The organism is Thiomicrorhabdus sp. zzn3 (assembly GCF_029767755.1).
GTDB lineage: Bacteria > Pseudomonadota > Gammaproteobacteria > Thiomicrospirales > Thiomicrospiraceae > Thiomicrorhabdus.
In genome coordinates, this window is sequence record NZ_JARUQS010000001.1 from 524,638 (window position 1) to 538,829 (window position 14,192).

A 14,192-nucleotide genomic window follows, 5' to 3' on the forward strand; every position below is an offset into this window, starting at 1 on the left:
CACTATACACCTAACGATTACGTATTTAATCCCCCGTTCGGGTGAATCTGCTACTTTTTAGATTAAATGTGATTTAAATCAATTTGCTATGAAGTTGGCATAAAGGAAACCGTTTGGATATGAAATTAGCCGTTTTACAGATGGACAGTGTTTGGCAAGATTCGCGAGCCAATATGCAGCAGCTGGCTGAACAGCTTGCAAAGCTTTCCGATGAAGATATTGATGTGCTGGTCTTGCCGGAGCTGTTTCACAGCGGTTTTTCCATGGATATCGAGAACGTTGCCGAAACGAAACAGGGAGCCGTTTACCCAGGGTTGATGAATTTGGCGCGTCAGCATCAGTGCTATTTGATCGCCGGTTTTGCGGAGCGTATAGATGGGATGACGAGGGAGGCCCCTGTTTTGGCCCGTAACTGTGCCTTGGTATTCGATCGAAATGGGAATGAACAGGCTTGTTATCTTAAAAACCATCCGTTTTCATTGTCTGGCGAACAACACTTCTATCAGGCCGGCAGCCAAACCGTTTTATTTGAAATTGACGGCGTGCCGTGCAGTGTTTTCATCTGTTATGATCTGCGTTTTCCCGAACTGTTCCGCAAGGTGATGCCGCAAACGGAAATGGTGTTTGTCATTGCCAACTGGCCGAGTAGCCGCCAGCGCCACTGGGAAATCCTATTGCAGGCGCGGGCCATTGAAAACCAGTGTTTTGTGGTTGGAGTCAATCGCACCGGAACGGACGCGAACGGTTTGCATTATGCGGGCGGCTCCATGGTGGTGGATCCGCTCGGTGACGTGCTGGCGCATTGGCCGGAAGTCGAGCAATACGGCTTGTTCACAGTGGATACAGAAAAAGTCAAACAGGTGCGTCAACAATTCCCGTTTTTACAGGACAGAAAGTGAATCTTGTTTCATTTTGTTGCTGGTAAACGGAACAGGCCTGTTCCGTTTTTAGAGGCCTAAATGCAAAACAGTTATAGCCATTTGAGCTTAAACATTTCTTTAATGGCGGAGAGTACAAAAGTCGGCAGGGCGGCGATAAACAGAATCATGGCCAGATGAATCGGTTCTAGCGGAGCGGTGCCTAAGGCCAGGTTGCCGAGCGGCAGATAGACCATTAGCAGCGACAAGCTGGCGGCGATGAGCACGGCACCAACCACCCAGAGATTGCCGAACGGATTGCGTCGATAGAGGCTGCTGAAGGTGCGGCTGTCGAAAATCAGCACCAACTGGCCGAAAATCAACGTCATAAAAGCCAGGGTTTGCGCATAGGCCTGGCTGTAACCGTGATTCATCGCATATTGGAACATGAGGTAGGTGACCGCTCCCATCACCAGACCGCGAATCAGGATTTTTTGGCTTATGCCGCCGGAGAAAAAATGCTCTTCACGATTTCTCGGCGGACGTTGCATGACGTCATGCTCTTCGCCGTCCATTCCCAATGCCAAAGAGGGCAGACCGTCGCTGACCAGGTTGATCCACAGGATCATCATGGGGGCTAAAGTCAGTAACGGGTCTTCAATCAGCAAAATAAAGGCAAACAGAATCGCGGAGACTTCGCTGACGTTGGTGGTCAAGTCTTGACGGATAAACTTGCGGATATTGTCGTAAATACGCCGTCCTTCACGCACCGAATGGACTATGGTGGCGAAGTTATCGTCCAACAGGATCAGGTCGGCGGATTCCTTGGCGACATCGGTGCCGGTGATGCCCATGGCCACGCCCATGTCTGCGGTTCGCAAGGCCGGGGCGTCGTTGACGCCGTCGCCGGTCATGGCTACAACCTCGCCATTGGCTTGCAACGCTTGGACAATACGCAGTTTGTGCTCGGGGGTGACGCGGGCAAATACATGAATATGGTGTACTTTTTGTCTTAATTCTTCATCGGAGAGGGTATTCAGATCATGGCCGGTGAGAATGACCTCGGATTGCGTTTGCGAATCCAGTGTTTCATCGACAATGTTCATCTGCTTAGCAATCGCCAGAGCAGTGGCGGCGTGGTCTCCGGTGATCATGATCACGCGAATCCCGGCTGAGTGGCACTCGGCAATCGCTTGTGTCGCTTCGGGACGCGGTGGGTCCATAATGCCGTGAATGCCGATAAAAATCAGGTTATTCTCCAATTCGTCATGCGGCTGATGAATCTCGTCCGGCTGCAGTTTGCGATAGGCGATCGCCAGGGTGCGTAGGGCTTGATGGGCAAACTGTTCCACCACATCAGCGATAATTTGGTTGTCACTGGGGAGATCGCCCAGATGATTTTGCAGCTGCAAAGCTTCGGAATGATGCATGACCACATCCGGCGCGCCTTTGCAAAACAGCCAGTGATCGCCTTTGCGATCACGCATAATCACGCTCATCATTTTGCGTTTGGAGTCAAACGGAAAGCGTTTGATCAGTTTTAAATCCTCATTCGGATTGTCCAGCGACAAGCCGGATTTTTCCGCGAGTGAAAGCAGGGCGCCATCGGTGGGCAAGCCATGCAGAGCGGTGCGATCTGTGTGGTGAATCAATTGGGCATCGTTACACAAAGCGGAAATAGTAAAAAAGTGATCCAGATGCAGGCCGCTTTGCGCGGTCACCGGCTGGCCCTCGGCGTCGCGGATCTGGCCGTGCGCTTCATAGCCGGAACCTTCCGCATGGTAGTACTCGCCCGCTACCCAGAACTGAGTCACCTGCATTTTGTTTTGCGTCAGGGTGCCGGTTTTATCGGTACAGATCACCGAAGTGGATCCTAAGGTTTCCACCGAAGCGAGTTGTCTGACCAGGCCCTGGTTGTGCATCATCTGTTTGGCGCCAAGAGTGAGCACGATGGTGAGGATCGTCATCATTCCCTCGGGAATGGCGGCCACCGCCAAAGAGATGCCGGTGGCGACGATGTCCTCTGTATTCATGCCGCCGAGCAGGCCGGTGGCCATGACAATGGTGACCACCACGAGTGCAGCGGCAATCAGCACTTTGGAGAGCTTATGTACCCGTTGTTGCAGGGGGGTCAGCTGGGTGTCGGCCGTTTGCATCAGGTGGGCGATTTTTCCCACTTCGGTGTGCATGCCGGTGTCGCAAACAATCGCCAACGCATGACCATGCACCACATGTGTGCTCATAAACGCCATGTTGCGCTGGTCGCACAATGCGGTGCTCTCCTCTGTGATCGCATCGCAATGTTTATGCACCGGTTCCGATTCGCCAGTCAAGGCGGATTCATCCACTTGCAGTTGATGGCTCTCAAACAGGCGTACATCGGCCGGCACGGTGGCGCCGTGGGCCAGTTTGACAATATCCCCCGGTACCAGTTCCGCTGCCGCGAGGGTTTGCCATTGGTGATCACGCATGACCGTTGTTTGCGGTGCCGCCATCTTGCGCAGGGCGTCAATCGATTTTTGTGCCCGATATTCCTGCACAAAACTGATGGTGGCGTTGATCAAGATGATCACGCCGATGGCAATGGCATCGCTGATATGCTGACTGTACAGGGAAAGCAGCACGCCGATGGAAAGAATCACCAGCAACGGGTTTTTGAGCTGATTAAGCAGAATTTTGAAGGGGGAGGCCTGTTGCGTTTGCACCAGCTTGTTGGCACCGAAATGCGTCTGCTTCTCAGCGGCTTGGGCGCTGGACAGGCCGGTTTGCATATCGGTTTTCAAACGTTCGGCAATGCGCTCAACGCTTTGCTGGAACCATTTCATAGTCGCCTCGCTCGGAAAATAAGGGGTGAGCCATTGACAAATAAGCCTTTTGAAATCCAGGCTGTATGGACACTATAAACCAACCGGAAACGGAAGATAAAGATGCAAACTTAAGATTGTATGAAAATCGATTAACGGTGTTATCTGAAAAGATAGGGGAACAGTGCGCGCAGTTGGGTGTCGGCTAAACCGCAGACGGTTTCGATATTGCGCTCCGGAATCTGTTCGGGGTTGGGATAGTGTTGCAGCACCTGTTCCAGGCTGGCTTCGCGGATCAGGTGTAGAATGGGGTAGGGGGCCCGATTGGTGAGGTTTTCACAGTCATCGGGTTGGGTACCGGCAAACTGGTAATGGGGGTGAAAGCTGGCGAGCTGAAAATGACCGCTCCAGCCCTGAGTTTCCAGCAGGCCTTCCGCCAAATCCAGAAAATCGTTGTAGTCGTAAAAGTCGCCGAGCATATACGGTAGCGCGATCAAGGTGGTCTCGATCTCCTTGGGAGCATGATCGGCGAGCCACGTCAACTCGGTTTGCAGCTGTTCGAGCAGACAGGTTTCGTCTTCACAGTCGCTGACGACGATACGCACCTGATTGTCCAGATAGGGTTTGGAAGCAAACGGGCACAGGTTAAGACCGATCACCACCTGTTCCAGCCAGTTTCGGCAGGCCTGTTCAATTTGAGATGCGGAATCGGTCATTGTCCGTCTGCCTTTATGCGTTTGAACACCTTAAATGACATGCTGTTGCAATACAGAGGCGTTTTTCAAGGCAATCTCTGCGCCATTGGCGTGTGCTTCGATGTCTTGCAGGGCGTTCTGACTGGCATCATACACATACACTGAAAGAGAATCCCCCGGCTGTAGGAAGACGCTTTCGCCAAACGCGGTATAGCTGGTGGCGCCGAGACTGATCATAAACTGCTGCGGACAGCCGGCCTGTTGAATAATCGCCGCCAGGTCTTCCAATGGACCGAAATCCGCCTGGTGGTTGAGCTGGTGCAGAATCCAATTTTTCAGCTGGGTGTAGAAATAGTTGTAAGTCAGCACCGGGCTGTCTTCGCCATAGGCATGCAGCTGTCCGTCGCGCTTGACAAACGAGGCGATGTGGAACGGATCCATCTCACCGCCGCGTTCAAACTGAGTGAGCGGCAGAAAACTGGCGGAGACCCCTTTACTGCTGGGCCCCCAGTTTTTCTTTTCGCTGATTTTCTTCGCGCCTTCTTTGCGGATCGAGCAGTCGTTGAACGCCGCAAAGGCTTTGGGCGTCAGGTCGACGACTTTCTGATCATGGTAGGTCACATCGAACAGCACGCACACTTCCGCTTCGAGATGCAGATGGGCGTTGCGTTCCATATTTTGCGGATAACGGATGTGCGAGTGCGACAGCGGATAGGTGCCGACAAAGCGATCCGAACCGGGCACATAGTAGGGAAACAAGCCTTTGGGGGCGTTTTCGGCTTCGGTGGTGACATGGACAAAATCGGCGTTTTCACCGGCTTGCTCCAAGTGGTGGGCGAAGTTGCCGGCGATGCCGAAACACAGAGTTTGGGTTAAATCAAAATTCATCGTATTGCTAATGTAATATTTTGTGTTGTTATTTTTTGCCGAGCATGCGCTTCAGCGTGTTGTCTTTATAGATAAAGTGGTGTTTCAGCGCGCCGGCGACATGCAGCAGAATGACCACAATCATCAGCGGCCCGACCGTGCCGTGAATGCCTTCGGCGATCTCGTGAACGGTGTCGTTCTCACCGACCAGGGTTGGCAGCACAAATAGATCGAAGAACGCCACTTCATGACCGCCGGAGTTGGACATGATCCAACCGGAGATCGGCATAACCAGCATTGCCAGATAGAGAATGCCTTTCACGCTGTGCGCCAAAATGTGTTCGAATTTGTTATGGGAAAGCTGTTCCGGGTTCGGGCTGACTTTGAGCCATACCAGACGCAGAATCATCAGCATCAACAGGCCGATCCCCAATGACTTGTGCAGATCGTAAAGTTCAAACTTTTCCGGGCTGCGCGGCAGTTCGTGCATGTAGATGCCCAGGGCAATCAGACCGATAAACAAAAAGGCGGAAAGCCAGTGGTTAGCCCGGCTGACCACGCCGAAGGTTTGTGCGCTGTTTTTCAGTTCCATTTGGGTATCCTCGTATGGTTTTTATGGAATGTGTTGGTATTTTTTTGCTCTATTTTAGGTGGCTTTGATGACAAGGTGTTTGCAATTTATGCCTTGTTGATGCTTAACAGGCACCTATTTCGGTGCGTCAAGCAGTTGCTTGAGGGCGTAGAGTGTCTCCAAAGCCTGTTTCGGAGTGGTCTCGTCCGGTTTTAGTGCTTCGACCGCCTCCTTTAGGGCCAGCAATTTCGGATCCGGCTCACCACTGCCAAACAGATCAAACTGCACTGCGGCGGTTGCGTTGCTGGCTTTATTTTGAACAGGCCGGTTGAGCCTGTCTTGAGAAGCGGTTTGCAGGCTTTGATTTTCCAGTTCAATCAAATGTTCCTTGGCGCGCTGAATGACCGCTTGCGGTACGCCTGCCAAAGCCGCCACCTGCAAACCGTAACTCTGTGACGCCGGGCCTTCCTGAACCTGGTGCAGAAAGACGATCTTGTCATCGTGTTCCATCGCATCCAGATGGACATTGACGGTATTGTTAAATTGCTCCGCCAAGGCGGTGAGCTCAAAATAGTGGGTGGCAAACAGGCAGTAGCCTTTAATGTGCGCGGCCATCTGTTCGGCAATCGCCCAAGCCAGCGCCAGACCGTCAAAAGTGGAGGTGCCGCGGCCGACTTCATCCATTAAAATCAACGATTGTTCGCTGGCATGGTGGAGAATATTGGCGGTTTCGGTCATCTCAACCATAAAGGTCGAACGCCCGGAAGTCAGGTCGTCGGACGCACCGATTCGGGTAAAAATGCGGTCAATCGGGCCGAGGGTCGCGCTATCTGCCGGGACGAAGCTGCCCATATAGGCGAGCAGGGCAATCAATGCGGTCTGGCGCATATAGGTGGATTTACCGCCCATATTCGGTCCGGTAATGATCTGCAGTTGGCGCCGTTCGTTAAATTCGGTGTCATTGGGGATAAAGGGGTCGCTGGAGAGCGCTTCGACCGTCAAGTGGCGGCCTTGGGAAATACGCATGCCGGGCTCTTCGCTGAGCACGGGACGCGTTAGATTGAGGGCCATCGCCTGGGTGGCCAGATTGGTCAGCACATCCAGTTCCGCCAGCGCCTGAGCGGTTTTTTGCAGCGGGTGCAGCGACTGGTTAAGGGTTTCCAACAGCTGCTGGTAGAGCCATTTTTCCCGTGCCAGGGCTTTTTCACCTGCGCTGAGGATCTTATCTTCAAAGGTTTTCAGCTCGGGAATGATGTAGCGTTCCTGTGCCTTCAAGGTTTGGCGGCGCACATAATCGGCCGGGATTTCGTCCGAATGAATTTTGCTGATTTCGATGTAATAACCGTGTACCCGGTTATAGCCGACTTTGAGGGTTTGAATGCCGGTGCGTTCGCGTTCGCGCTGTTCCAGTTGCAGCAGGTAATCGCCCGCTTCATGCTTGAGGTTGCGCAGTTCATCGAGTTCGGCATCGTAGCCTTCGGCAATGACGCCACCGTCGCGGATCAATACCGGCGGATTGTCGATGATGGCGCGGTCGAGTTCCTCGGCCAGTTCCGGATAGCGGTTGATCTGTTGCGCCAAGGTTTGCAGTTTTTGAACCTGATGGTTTTCCAGCAAGGTATGCAGTTCGGGCAAGGTGTTCAGGGCGCGCCCCAGTTGCAACAGGTCGCGCGGACGCGCCGAATAGAGGGCAACCCGGCTGAGAATGCGTTCCATGTCGCCGATCTGTTTCAGCGACTGGCGTAACAGTTCGTCATTTTGCAGGGCAATGATCTCTTCCACCGCATCCAGACGCGCATTGATTTTATCGCGGTTGCGCAGCGGCTGATTCAGCCAGCGTTTCAGCAGACGGCTGCCCATGGCGGTCGCGGCATGGTCGAGAATCGCCGCCAGGGTATTATTCTGGCCACCGCTTAAATTGGTGTCGATCTCCAGATTGCGGCGGCTGATGGCGTCCAGCACCAGGCTTTCGTCGGTTTGATAAGTGTGCAGGCTCTGAATGTGTTCCAGGGCGTTTTGCAGCATGCTGCGCGCATAGTGCAGAATGCCGCCGGCCGCCTCAATCACCGCGGGTTTCTGTTCGCAGCCGAAGGCGACCAGATCCTGAGTGCCGAAATGGTCGCACAGCCGTTTGCGGGCACTTTGGACTTCAAAGTGCCAGCCGGGATAGCGTACCCGGCCGCTGCGACTGAGCACGCTTTCTGGCAAAGCCTGCATCAGCAGATCGTCGTCCGGCAGCAGCAGTTCGGAAGGCTTTAAGCGTTCGATTTCGGCACCGACTTGGGTGGCGTTTTCCAGTTCGGTTGCTTCGAAGCGTCCGCTGGCGACATCCAGAGCGGCCAAGCCGAAGTGATCGTTATGCAGGGTAATAGAAACCAGCAGGTTTTCCTGGTGGTCTTCCAGAAGCGATTCTTCCACCAGGGTGCCGGGTGTGATGATGCGCACCACCTTACGTTCGACCGGTCCTTTACTGGTGTTGGGGTCGCCGATCTGTTCGCAAATCGCCACCGATTTGCCGAGCTTGACCAGCTTGGCAAGATAGCCGTCGGCAGAGTGGTGGGGGATGCCCGCCATCGGAATCGGCTGACCGCCGGATTTGCCGCGTGCTGTCAGGGTGATGTCGAGCAGGTCAGCCGCTTTCTTGGCATCGTCGTAAAACAGCTCATAAAAATCCCCCATGCGGTAGAAGAGCAGATGATCGGGATGCTCGGCTTTGATCGCCAGATATTGCTGCATCATGGGGGTGTGTTTGGTCTGTTTTTCGGTCATTTTGCTGGTTGTTGTATCGGGTGAAGTTGATTCAAAACTAAAAAAGGGTATGCTAGGCGATATTGCATCGTTTCGCAATAAACGTAAATTGAAACGGTCGGGCAGATTCACGGTTCGGAACAGGCCTGCTCAGAATGTTTAAATTATGAAGAATGCAAACACAGTTGGAATGAAATCATTAAAACGGAGTGATGGGAATGGGGTTTGAGACGCTGGTAGCAGAAGTGGGGAAAGCACTGGTGGAAAAGCAGGCGATGATTGTGACGGCCGAGTCTTGTACCGGAGGCATGATTGCCGAAGCGTTGACGTCGATTGCGGGCAGTACCGCCTGGTTTGATCGTGCCTATATCACTTACAGCTACGAGTCCAAAAAAGAGATGCTCGGCGTCAGTGAAACGACCATTCAGAAAAAAGGCGCGATCAGTCAGGAGTGCGTTGTAGAGATGGCGGTCGCCGCACTGCAGCAATCTCATGCCCGTGTCAGCGTCGCTTGCAGCGGTATCGCAGGGCCGGGAGGCGGTACGCCGGACAAGCCGGTAGGAACCGTATGGATTGCCTGGGCGATGCAGGGCCATGACCGGGTAGAAACGCAAAAGTTTTTGTTTTCCGGTGATCGCTTGGCGGTGCGTGAACAGACTACCGAAGCCGCGTTAATGGGAGTGATGAAATTGCTGCAGGGAGCGGCGGAATAAAAGCCTCTGGGTTACGGACGGCAGTGGTCTTTGCCGAATTCTGAAACGTTCTCTACATTATTTAAGCAGCTTAAACGGAGCAGGCCTGTCAGGATGCTCCGTTTTTGTTTAGGGAGAGGTTGAATTCCAACTGGGTAAACACGTCGTGTCGACGAGTCTGTTGCCGTAAAAATAAGGTTATTCTGTTGTGTGACCCTACTAGGATTTAGTTTTAAAGTATGGGATAATTCCGCGCTTATTAAGCAACGGATTTTCTACACAATTTTGCCTCTTGCTGAGGCAGGGATTATGTAAAATTTTCCCTCGTTTTAGGGGGCTTGGTTTGTCCAAGATCACTCCGTTTGTGAAAGATGGATTTGCAACCCCCCAAGTGCCAATTACAGGACATCAAAGGACCTTACAATGGATGAGAATAAGCAAAAAGCGCTGGCCGCTGCGTTAGGCCAAATTGAAAAACAGTTTGGTAAAGGCTCTATTATGCGAATGGGCGATAATGGCGTAGCGCGTGATATTGAAGCGATCTCCACGGGTTCTTTGGGATTGGATATGGCGCTTGGAATAGGCGGTTTTCCAAAAGGTCGTATTGTTGAAATCTACGGGCCGGAATCTTCCGGTAAAACGACTCTGACTCTGCATGCCATTGCCGAAGCGCAAAAGATGGGTGGGACAGCGGCGTTTGTGGATGCCGAACATGCTCTGGATCCGGTCTATGCTGAGAAGCTGGGAGTGGATATTGATAATCTATTGGTTTCTCAGCCGGATACCGGCGAGCAAGCATTGGAAATTACCGATGCATTGGTACGTTCTGGTGCGGTAGACATTGTGGTGGTCGATTCGGTGGCCGCCCTGACCCCGAAAGCGGAAATTGAAGGGGATATGGGGGATTCGCACATGGGGTTGCAAGCGCGTTTGATGTCGCAAGCGTTGCGTAAGTTGACCGCCAATATCAAGCGTACCAATACCTTGGTGATTTTTATCAACCAGATCCGTATGAAGATCGGTGTCATGTTCGGAAGTCCTGAAACCACCACGGGTGGGAACGCGTTGAAGTTCTATGCGTCGGTCCGTTTGGACATCCGACGTATTGGTTCGATCAAGAAAGGTGACGAGATTTTAGGGAATGAAACGCGCGTTAAGGTGGTGAAAAACAAGGTTTCGCCTCCGTTCAAGCAGGTTGAATTCGATATTCTTTATGGTCACGGCATTTCACGCGAAGGTGAAATCATTGATCTGGGTGTGAAAGAGAAACTGATTGAGAAATCCGGTTCTTGGTACAGCTACAACGATCAGAAAATCGGTCAAGGGAAGGACAACGTCCGTCAATACCTGATTGATAATCAGGAGGTGGCCGAAGAGCTGATGGCGCAAATTAAAGAGCGTCTGATGCCGGCACGCAAGCCTCAGGCAGAAGCCGAAGAAGCAATGCAAGCGGCAGAATAAGAAGCGATTAGCTTACCGATGTCTCGTGTGTGGGAGTGCAGTAAGCTCACCACACGCTAATTACTAGGGTGGCAGCAGTTTGAAAAGCGCAGAAACGTTTTTAAAAGAGCTGGGAACCTGGGACGAGTCTGATTCGATAGCGCGTGGCCAAAGTCATCATGTCGAGACGCTGGATGATGACACCAATCCACTGGCGGATGCGGATGATGAAATCGCTGCGCTGGCGCAGCAGATTGAATCTAAAGCGGTGGCATTGTTGGCGACTCGTGAACATGGTGCCAAAGAACTTAAGCGCAAACTGTTGCAGAAGTTTCCGGAAACTGAAGCCTTGTTGGCGCTGACTGGGGAACCTGTCGGACTGGTGGCGCAGCTGGTGGATGAGGTCATTGCAAAATGCCAAGAGAACCGCTGGCAAAGCGATGAACGTTATGTGGAACAAGCAGTATACAGTTACCGTTTGAAAGGGCATGGTCCACTGAAAATCCGTCAGAAATTGCAGCAGGCCTGTTCAGATTCCGTTGCGATTGATGCAGCACTGGATTTAGACGTTAATGATTGGTTAGAAATGATGCGTGAAGTTTTGGAAAAAAAATACGGTGATGCGCACAAACCGGCCAGTCGAAATGAACAGGCAAAACGGATGCGTTTTATGCAGAGCCGTGGATTTCCGGCGGAGTGGATCTGGAAAGTGTTCCGTTAACGCCGTCGAGGTGAACGCAGCTTCACTTAACAGGCGGTGGCTACACAGAAGGCGTGACAGGTGATCACGCCTTCTGTGGTTTTAAATGCAAAGAATTTAGGTGATGTGGCTGGCGCATTTGGGCGCCTTGTCGCAGCACAAGCGGCTTTAGAAAAAATTGAATTTTATTTTTTGACTTTAAGGTTTAAACCCTATGACCAGTGCAGAACTCAGAAAGGCTTTTATAGACTTTTTTGTTAAGCAGAACCACACGGCAATTCATTCCAGTCCCGTGGTGCCGGCCAATGATCCAACCCTGCTGTTTACCAATGCGGGAATGGTGCAGTTTAAGGAAACCTTCCTTGGACAGGAACAGCGTGATTACAATCGTGCGACGACGGTACAACGTTGTATTCGTGCCGGCGGTAAACACAATGACTTGGAGAACGTGGGGTATACTGCGCGTCACCATACTTTCTTCGAAATGTTGGGGAACTTCAGTTTCGGTGACTACTTTAAGCGTGAAGCCATTAAGTTCGCCTGGGAGTTTTTGACTCAAGAGTTGAAACTGCCAGAAGAAAAGCTTTGGGTGACGGTGTTTGAAGAGGATCAGGAAGCCGAAGATATCTGGTTGAAAGAGATGGGGGTTTCCGCAGAGCGTTTTTCACGTTGTGGAGCGAAAGACAACTTCTGGTCAATGGGAGATACCGGGCCGTGCGGGCCTTGCTCGGAAATTTTCTACGATCACGGCCCGGATGTGGCCGGAGGTCCTCCAGGTTCACCGGATGAAGACGGCGACCGTTACATCGAAATCTGGAACTTGGTGTTTATGCAGTTTGACCGTGCCGCTGACGGTACCTTGACGCCGTTACCGAAGCCATCCGTTGATACGGGGATGGGCTTGGAACGTTTAGCCGCCGTCATGCAGGGTGTGCACAACAATTACGATATCGACCTGTTCCAGGCATTGGTCAAAAAAGCGTCTGAATTGACCGGTGAGAAAGATCTCACCAACAGTTCGTTGCGCGTGATTTCCGATCATATTCGTTCGTGTGCTTTCATCATTACCGACGGCGTGATGCCTTCGAATGAAGGGCGCGGCTATGTGTTGCGCCGGATCATTCGTCGTGCGATTCGTCACGGTTACAAGCTGGGGCAAAATCAGGCGTTTTTTCATAAGCTGGTGGGGACGCTGGTTGAGCAGATGGGTGAGGCCTATCCGGAATTGGCCAAAGAACAAACCAATGTTGAGCGCGTACTGAAACTGGAAGAAGAGCGTTTTGCCGAAACCTTGGAAAACGGCATGAAGCTCTTGGAAGAGTATATCGCCACAATGCAAGGCACGGTGATTGAAGGTGATATGGCCTTCAAGCTGTATGACACCTACGGTTTTCCAGTGGACTTGACCGCGGATGTAGCGCGTGAAAAGGGGTTGACGGTGGATGAGGTCGGCTTCGAGCGTGCGATGGAAGCTCAGCGTGAACGTGCCCGTTCTGCGAGCAGCTTTGCCGGTGGTGCTCAGGAGCGTGTGGATTTTGAAGGTGAAACGATTTTCTTAGGCTACACTCAAGATGAAGCGGATTGTGACATCCTCGCCATTTTTGTGGAGGGGCAGTCGGTTGAGAGTGCCGCAGAAGGGAGTGAAGCCATTGTGATTCTGGATCAAACCCCGTTTTATGCAGAGTCCGGTGGGCAAGTGGGTGACAGCGGCAGCCTGACCGAAGGCATGCACAGTTTCCATGTCGATGACACTCACAAGCAGGGCAAGCTGTTCCTGCACAAAGGGAAGGTCACCGCGGGGACGATCGCCGTTGGACAGACAATTCATGCCAAGATCAATATCGCGCACCGCCGTGCCAGTGAAAAGAATCACTCGGCCACGCATCTGTTGCACGCCGCCTTGCGTACGGTTCTGGGAACCCATGTTCAGCAGAAAGGCTCTTTGGTCAGTCCGGAGCGTCTGCGTTTTGACTTCTCTCATTTTGAGCCGATTACCGCGGCACAACTGCGTGAAATTGAGCAGTTGGTTAACCGTCAAATCATGTTGAATGAAGCGGTTAGCACCAGCGAGATGGATATAGAATCGGCCAAGGCGAAAGGCGCGATGGCGCTGTTTGGTGAGAAGTATGGTGATGTGGTACGCGTCGTCGATATGGGGGATTTCTCAGTCGAGTTATGCGGTGGAACCCATGTTAACTCGGTCGGTGAAATCGGGCCGTTCCGCATTGTCTCCGAAAGCGGTATTGCCTCCGGTGTACGTCGTATTGAAGCGGCGACCGGTGAAAAAGCCTGGGCGATGATCTATGAGGATGAAGCGCGATTGGAGCAGATTGCTCAAACGGTGAAGTCGGATAAAAACCAAGTGGCCGACAAGGTCGAGCAGGTGATGGCCGATTATAAGGCGCTGGAAAAAGAATTGAAGCAAATTCAGTCCAAGATGGCGGCTTCGCAAGGCGCCGATTTGGCTGGTCAAGCGCAAGAGATCAATGGGGTGAAAGTGTTGGCGGCCAAGATGGAAGGCGCCGACAACAATACGCTGCGTGATACCTTGGATAAACTGAAAGATAAATTGGAACCTGCGGTGATCCTTCTGGCTGCGACAGAGGGTGAAAAAGTGATGTTGGTGGCCGGTGTCAGCAAGTCTGCAACCGATCGCTTTAAAGCAGGGGAATTGGTCAACCATGTCGCACAACAGGTTGGTGGTAAAGGGGGCGGCCGTCCAGATATGGCGCAAGCCGGCGGAAAAGACCCAAGTAAGCTAGACGAAGCGCTCGCCTCGGTTTCGGCCTGGGTAGAGTCTAAATAAGAAGAAAATAGA

11 protein-coding genes are annotated in these 14,192 nt (G+C 52.3%); 6 read left to right on the plus strand and 5 right to left on the minus strand.

The window, feature by feature from the left end; all coding sequences use genetic code 11:
- Positions 1-119: 119 nt before the first annotated feature.
- Positions 120-899: a carbon-nitrogen family hydrolase gene (locus QCB44_RS02355; protein WP_279407723.1), complete on the plus strand. Its 780-nt coding sequence runs from the start codon at positions 120-122 to the stop codon at positions 897-899.
- Between the two features lie 71 nt (positions 900-970).
- On the opposite strand, the gene QCB44_RS02360 is transcribed toward QCB44_RS02355, so the two are convergent.
- The 5 genes from QCB44_RS02360 to mutS all read right to left on the minus strand — a co-directional run bounded on the left by QCB44_RS02360 (position 971) and on the right by mutS (position 8,563).
- Positions 971-3,682: a cation-transporting P-type ATPase gene (locus tag QCB44_RS02360; RefSeq protein ID WP_279407724.1), complete on the minus strand. Its 2,712-nt coding sequence runs from the start codon at positions 3,680-3,682 to the stop codon at positions 971-973.
- A gap of 140 nt (positions 3,683-3,822) precedes the next feature.
- Entirely contained in the window at positions 3,823-4,377 is a 555-nt protein-coding gene (locus QCB44_RS02365) for a DUF1415 domain-containing protein (protein ID WP_279407725.1), read from the minus strand.
- A gap of 30 nt (positions 4,378-4,407) precedes the next feature.
- Entirely contained in the window at positions 4,408-5,244 is an 837-nt protein-coding gene (locus tag QCB44_RS02370; protein ID WP_279407726.1) for a DUF5718 family protein, read from the minus strand.
- Between the two features lie 28 nt (positions 5,245-5,272).
- On the minus strand, positions 5,273-5,815 hold the full coding sequence (locus QCB44_RS02375) for a cytochrome b (RefSeq protein WP_279407727.1): 543 nt from the start codon (positions 5,813-5,815) through the stop codon (positions 5,273-5,275).
- Positions 5,816-5,929: 114 nt separating this feature from the next.
- Positions 5,930-8,563 carry a DNA mismatch repair protein MutS gene (gene mutS / locus QCB44_RS02380; protein WP_279407728.1) on the minus strand — a complete coding sequence of 878 codons (2,634 nt, stop codon included), beginning with the start codon at positions 8,561-8,563 and terminating at the stop codon, positions 5,930-5,932.
- A gap of 197 nt (positions 8,564-8,760) precedes the next feature.
- Between mutS and QCB44_RS02385 the strand changes: the two genes are divergently transcribed.
- From QCB44_RS02385 to alaS, 5 genes are all read left to right on the plus strand, one after another.
- Positions 8,761-9,255 (plus strand): CinA family protein, encoded by a 495-nt coding sequence (locus tag QCB44_RS02385; protein ID WP_279407729.1) that lies wholly within the window; start codon positions 8,761-8,763, stop codon positions 9,253-9,255.
- Between the two features lie 402 nt (positions 9,256-9,657).
- A complete protein-coding gene (gene recA, locus QCB44_RS02390; protein WP_279407730.1) occupies positions 9,658-10,695 on the plus strand; it encodes a recombinase RecA in 1,038 nt (345 codons plus the stop codon).
- Positions 10,696-10,774: 79 nt separating this feature from the next.
- On the plus strand, positions 10,775-11,395 hold the full coding sequence (locus QCB44_RS02395) for a regulatory protein RecX (RefSeq protein WP_279407731.1): 621 nt from the start codon (positions 10,775-10,777) through the stop codon (positions 11,393-11,395).
- Positions 11,396-11,455: 60 nt separating this feature from the next.
- Complete coding sequence (locus QCB44_RS02400; protein WP_279407732.1) at positions 11,456-11,635, plus strand: hypothetical protein; 180 nt, start codon at positions 11,456-11,458, stop codon at positions 11,633-11,635.
- Positions 11,589-14,180, plus strand: coding sequence for an alanine--tRNA ligase (gene alaS / locus QCB44_RS02405; RefSeq protein ID WP_279407733.1), 2,592 nt, complete (start codon positions 11,589-11,591; stop codon positions 14,178-14,180). The genes QCB44_RS02400 and alaS overlap by 47 nt, the downstream gene beginning before the upstream one ends.
- Positions 14,181-14,192: the final 12 nt, after the last annotated feature.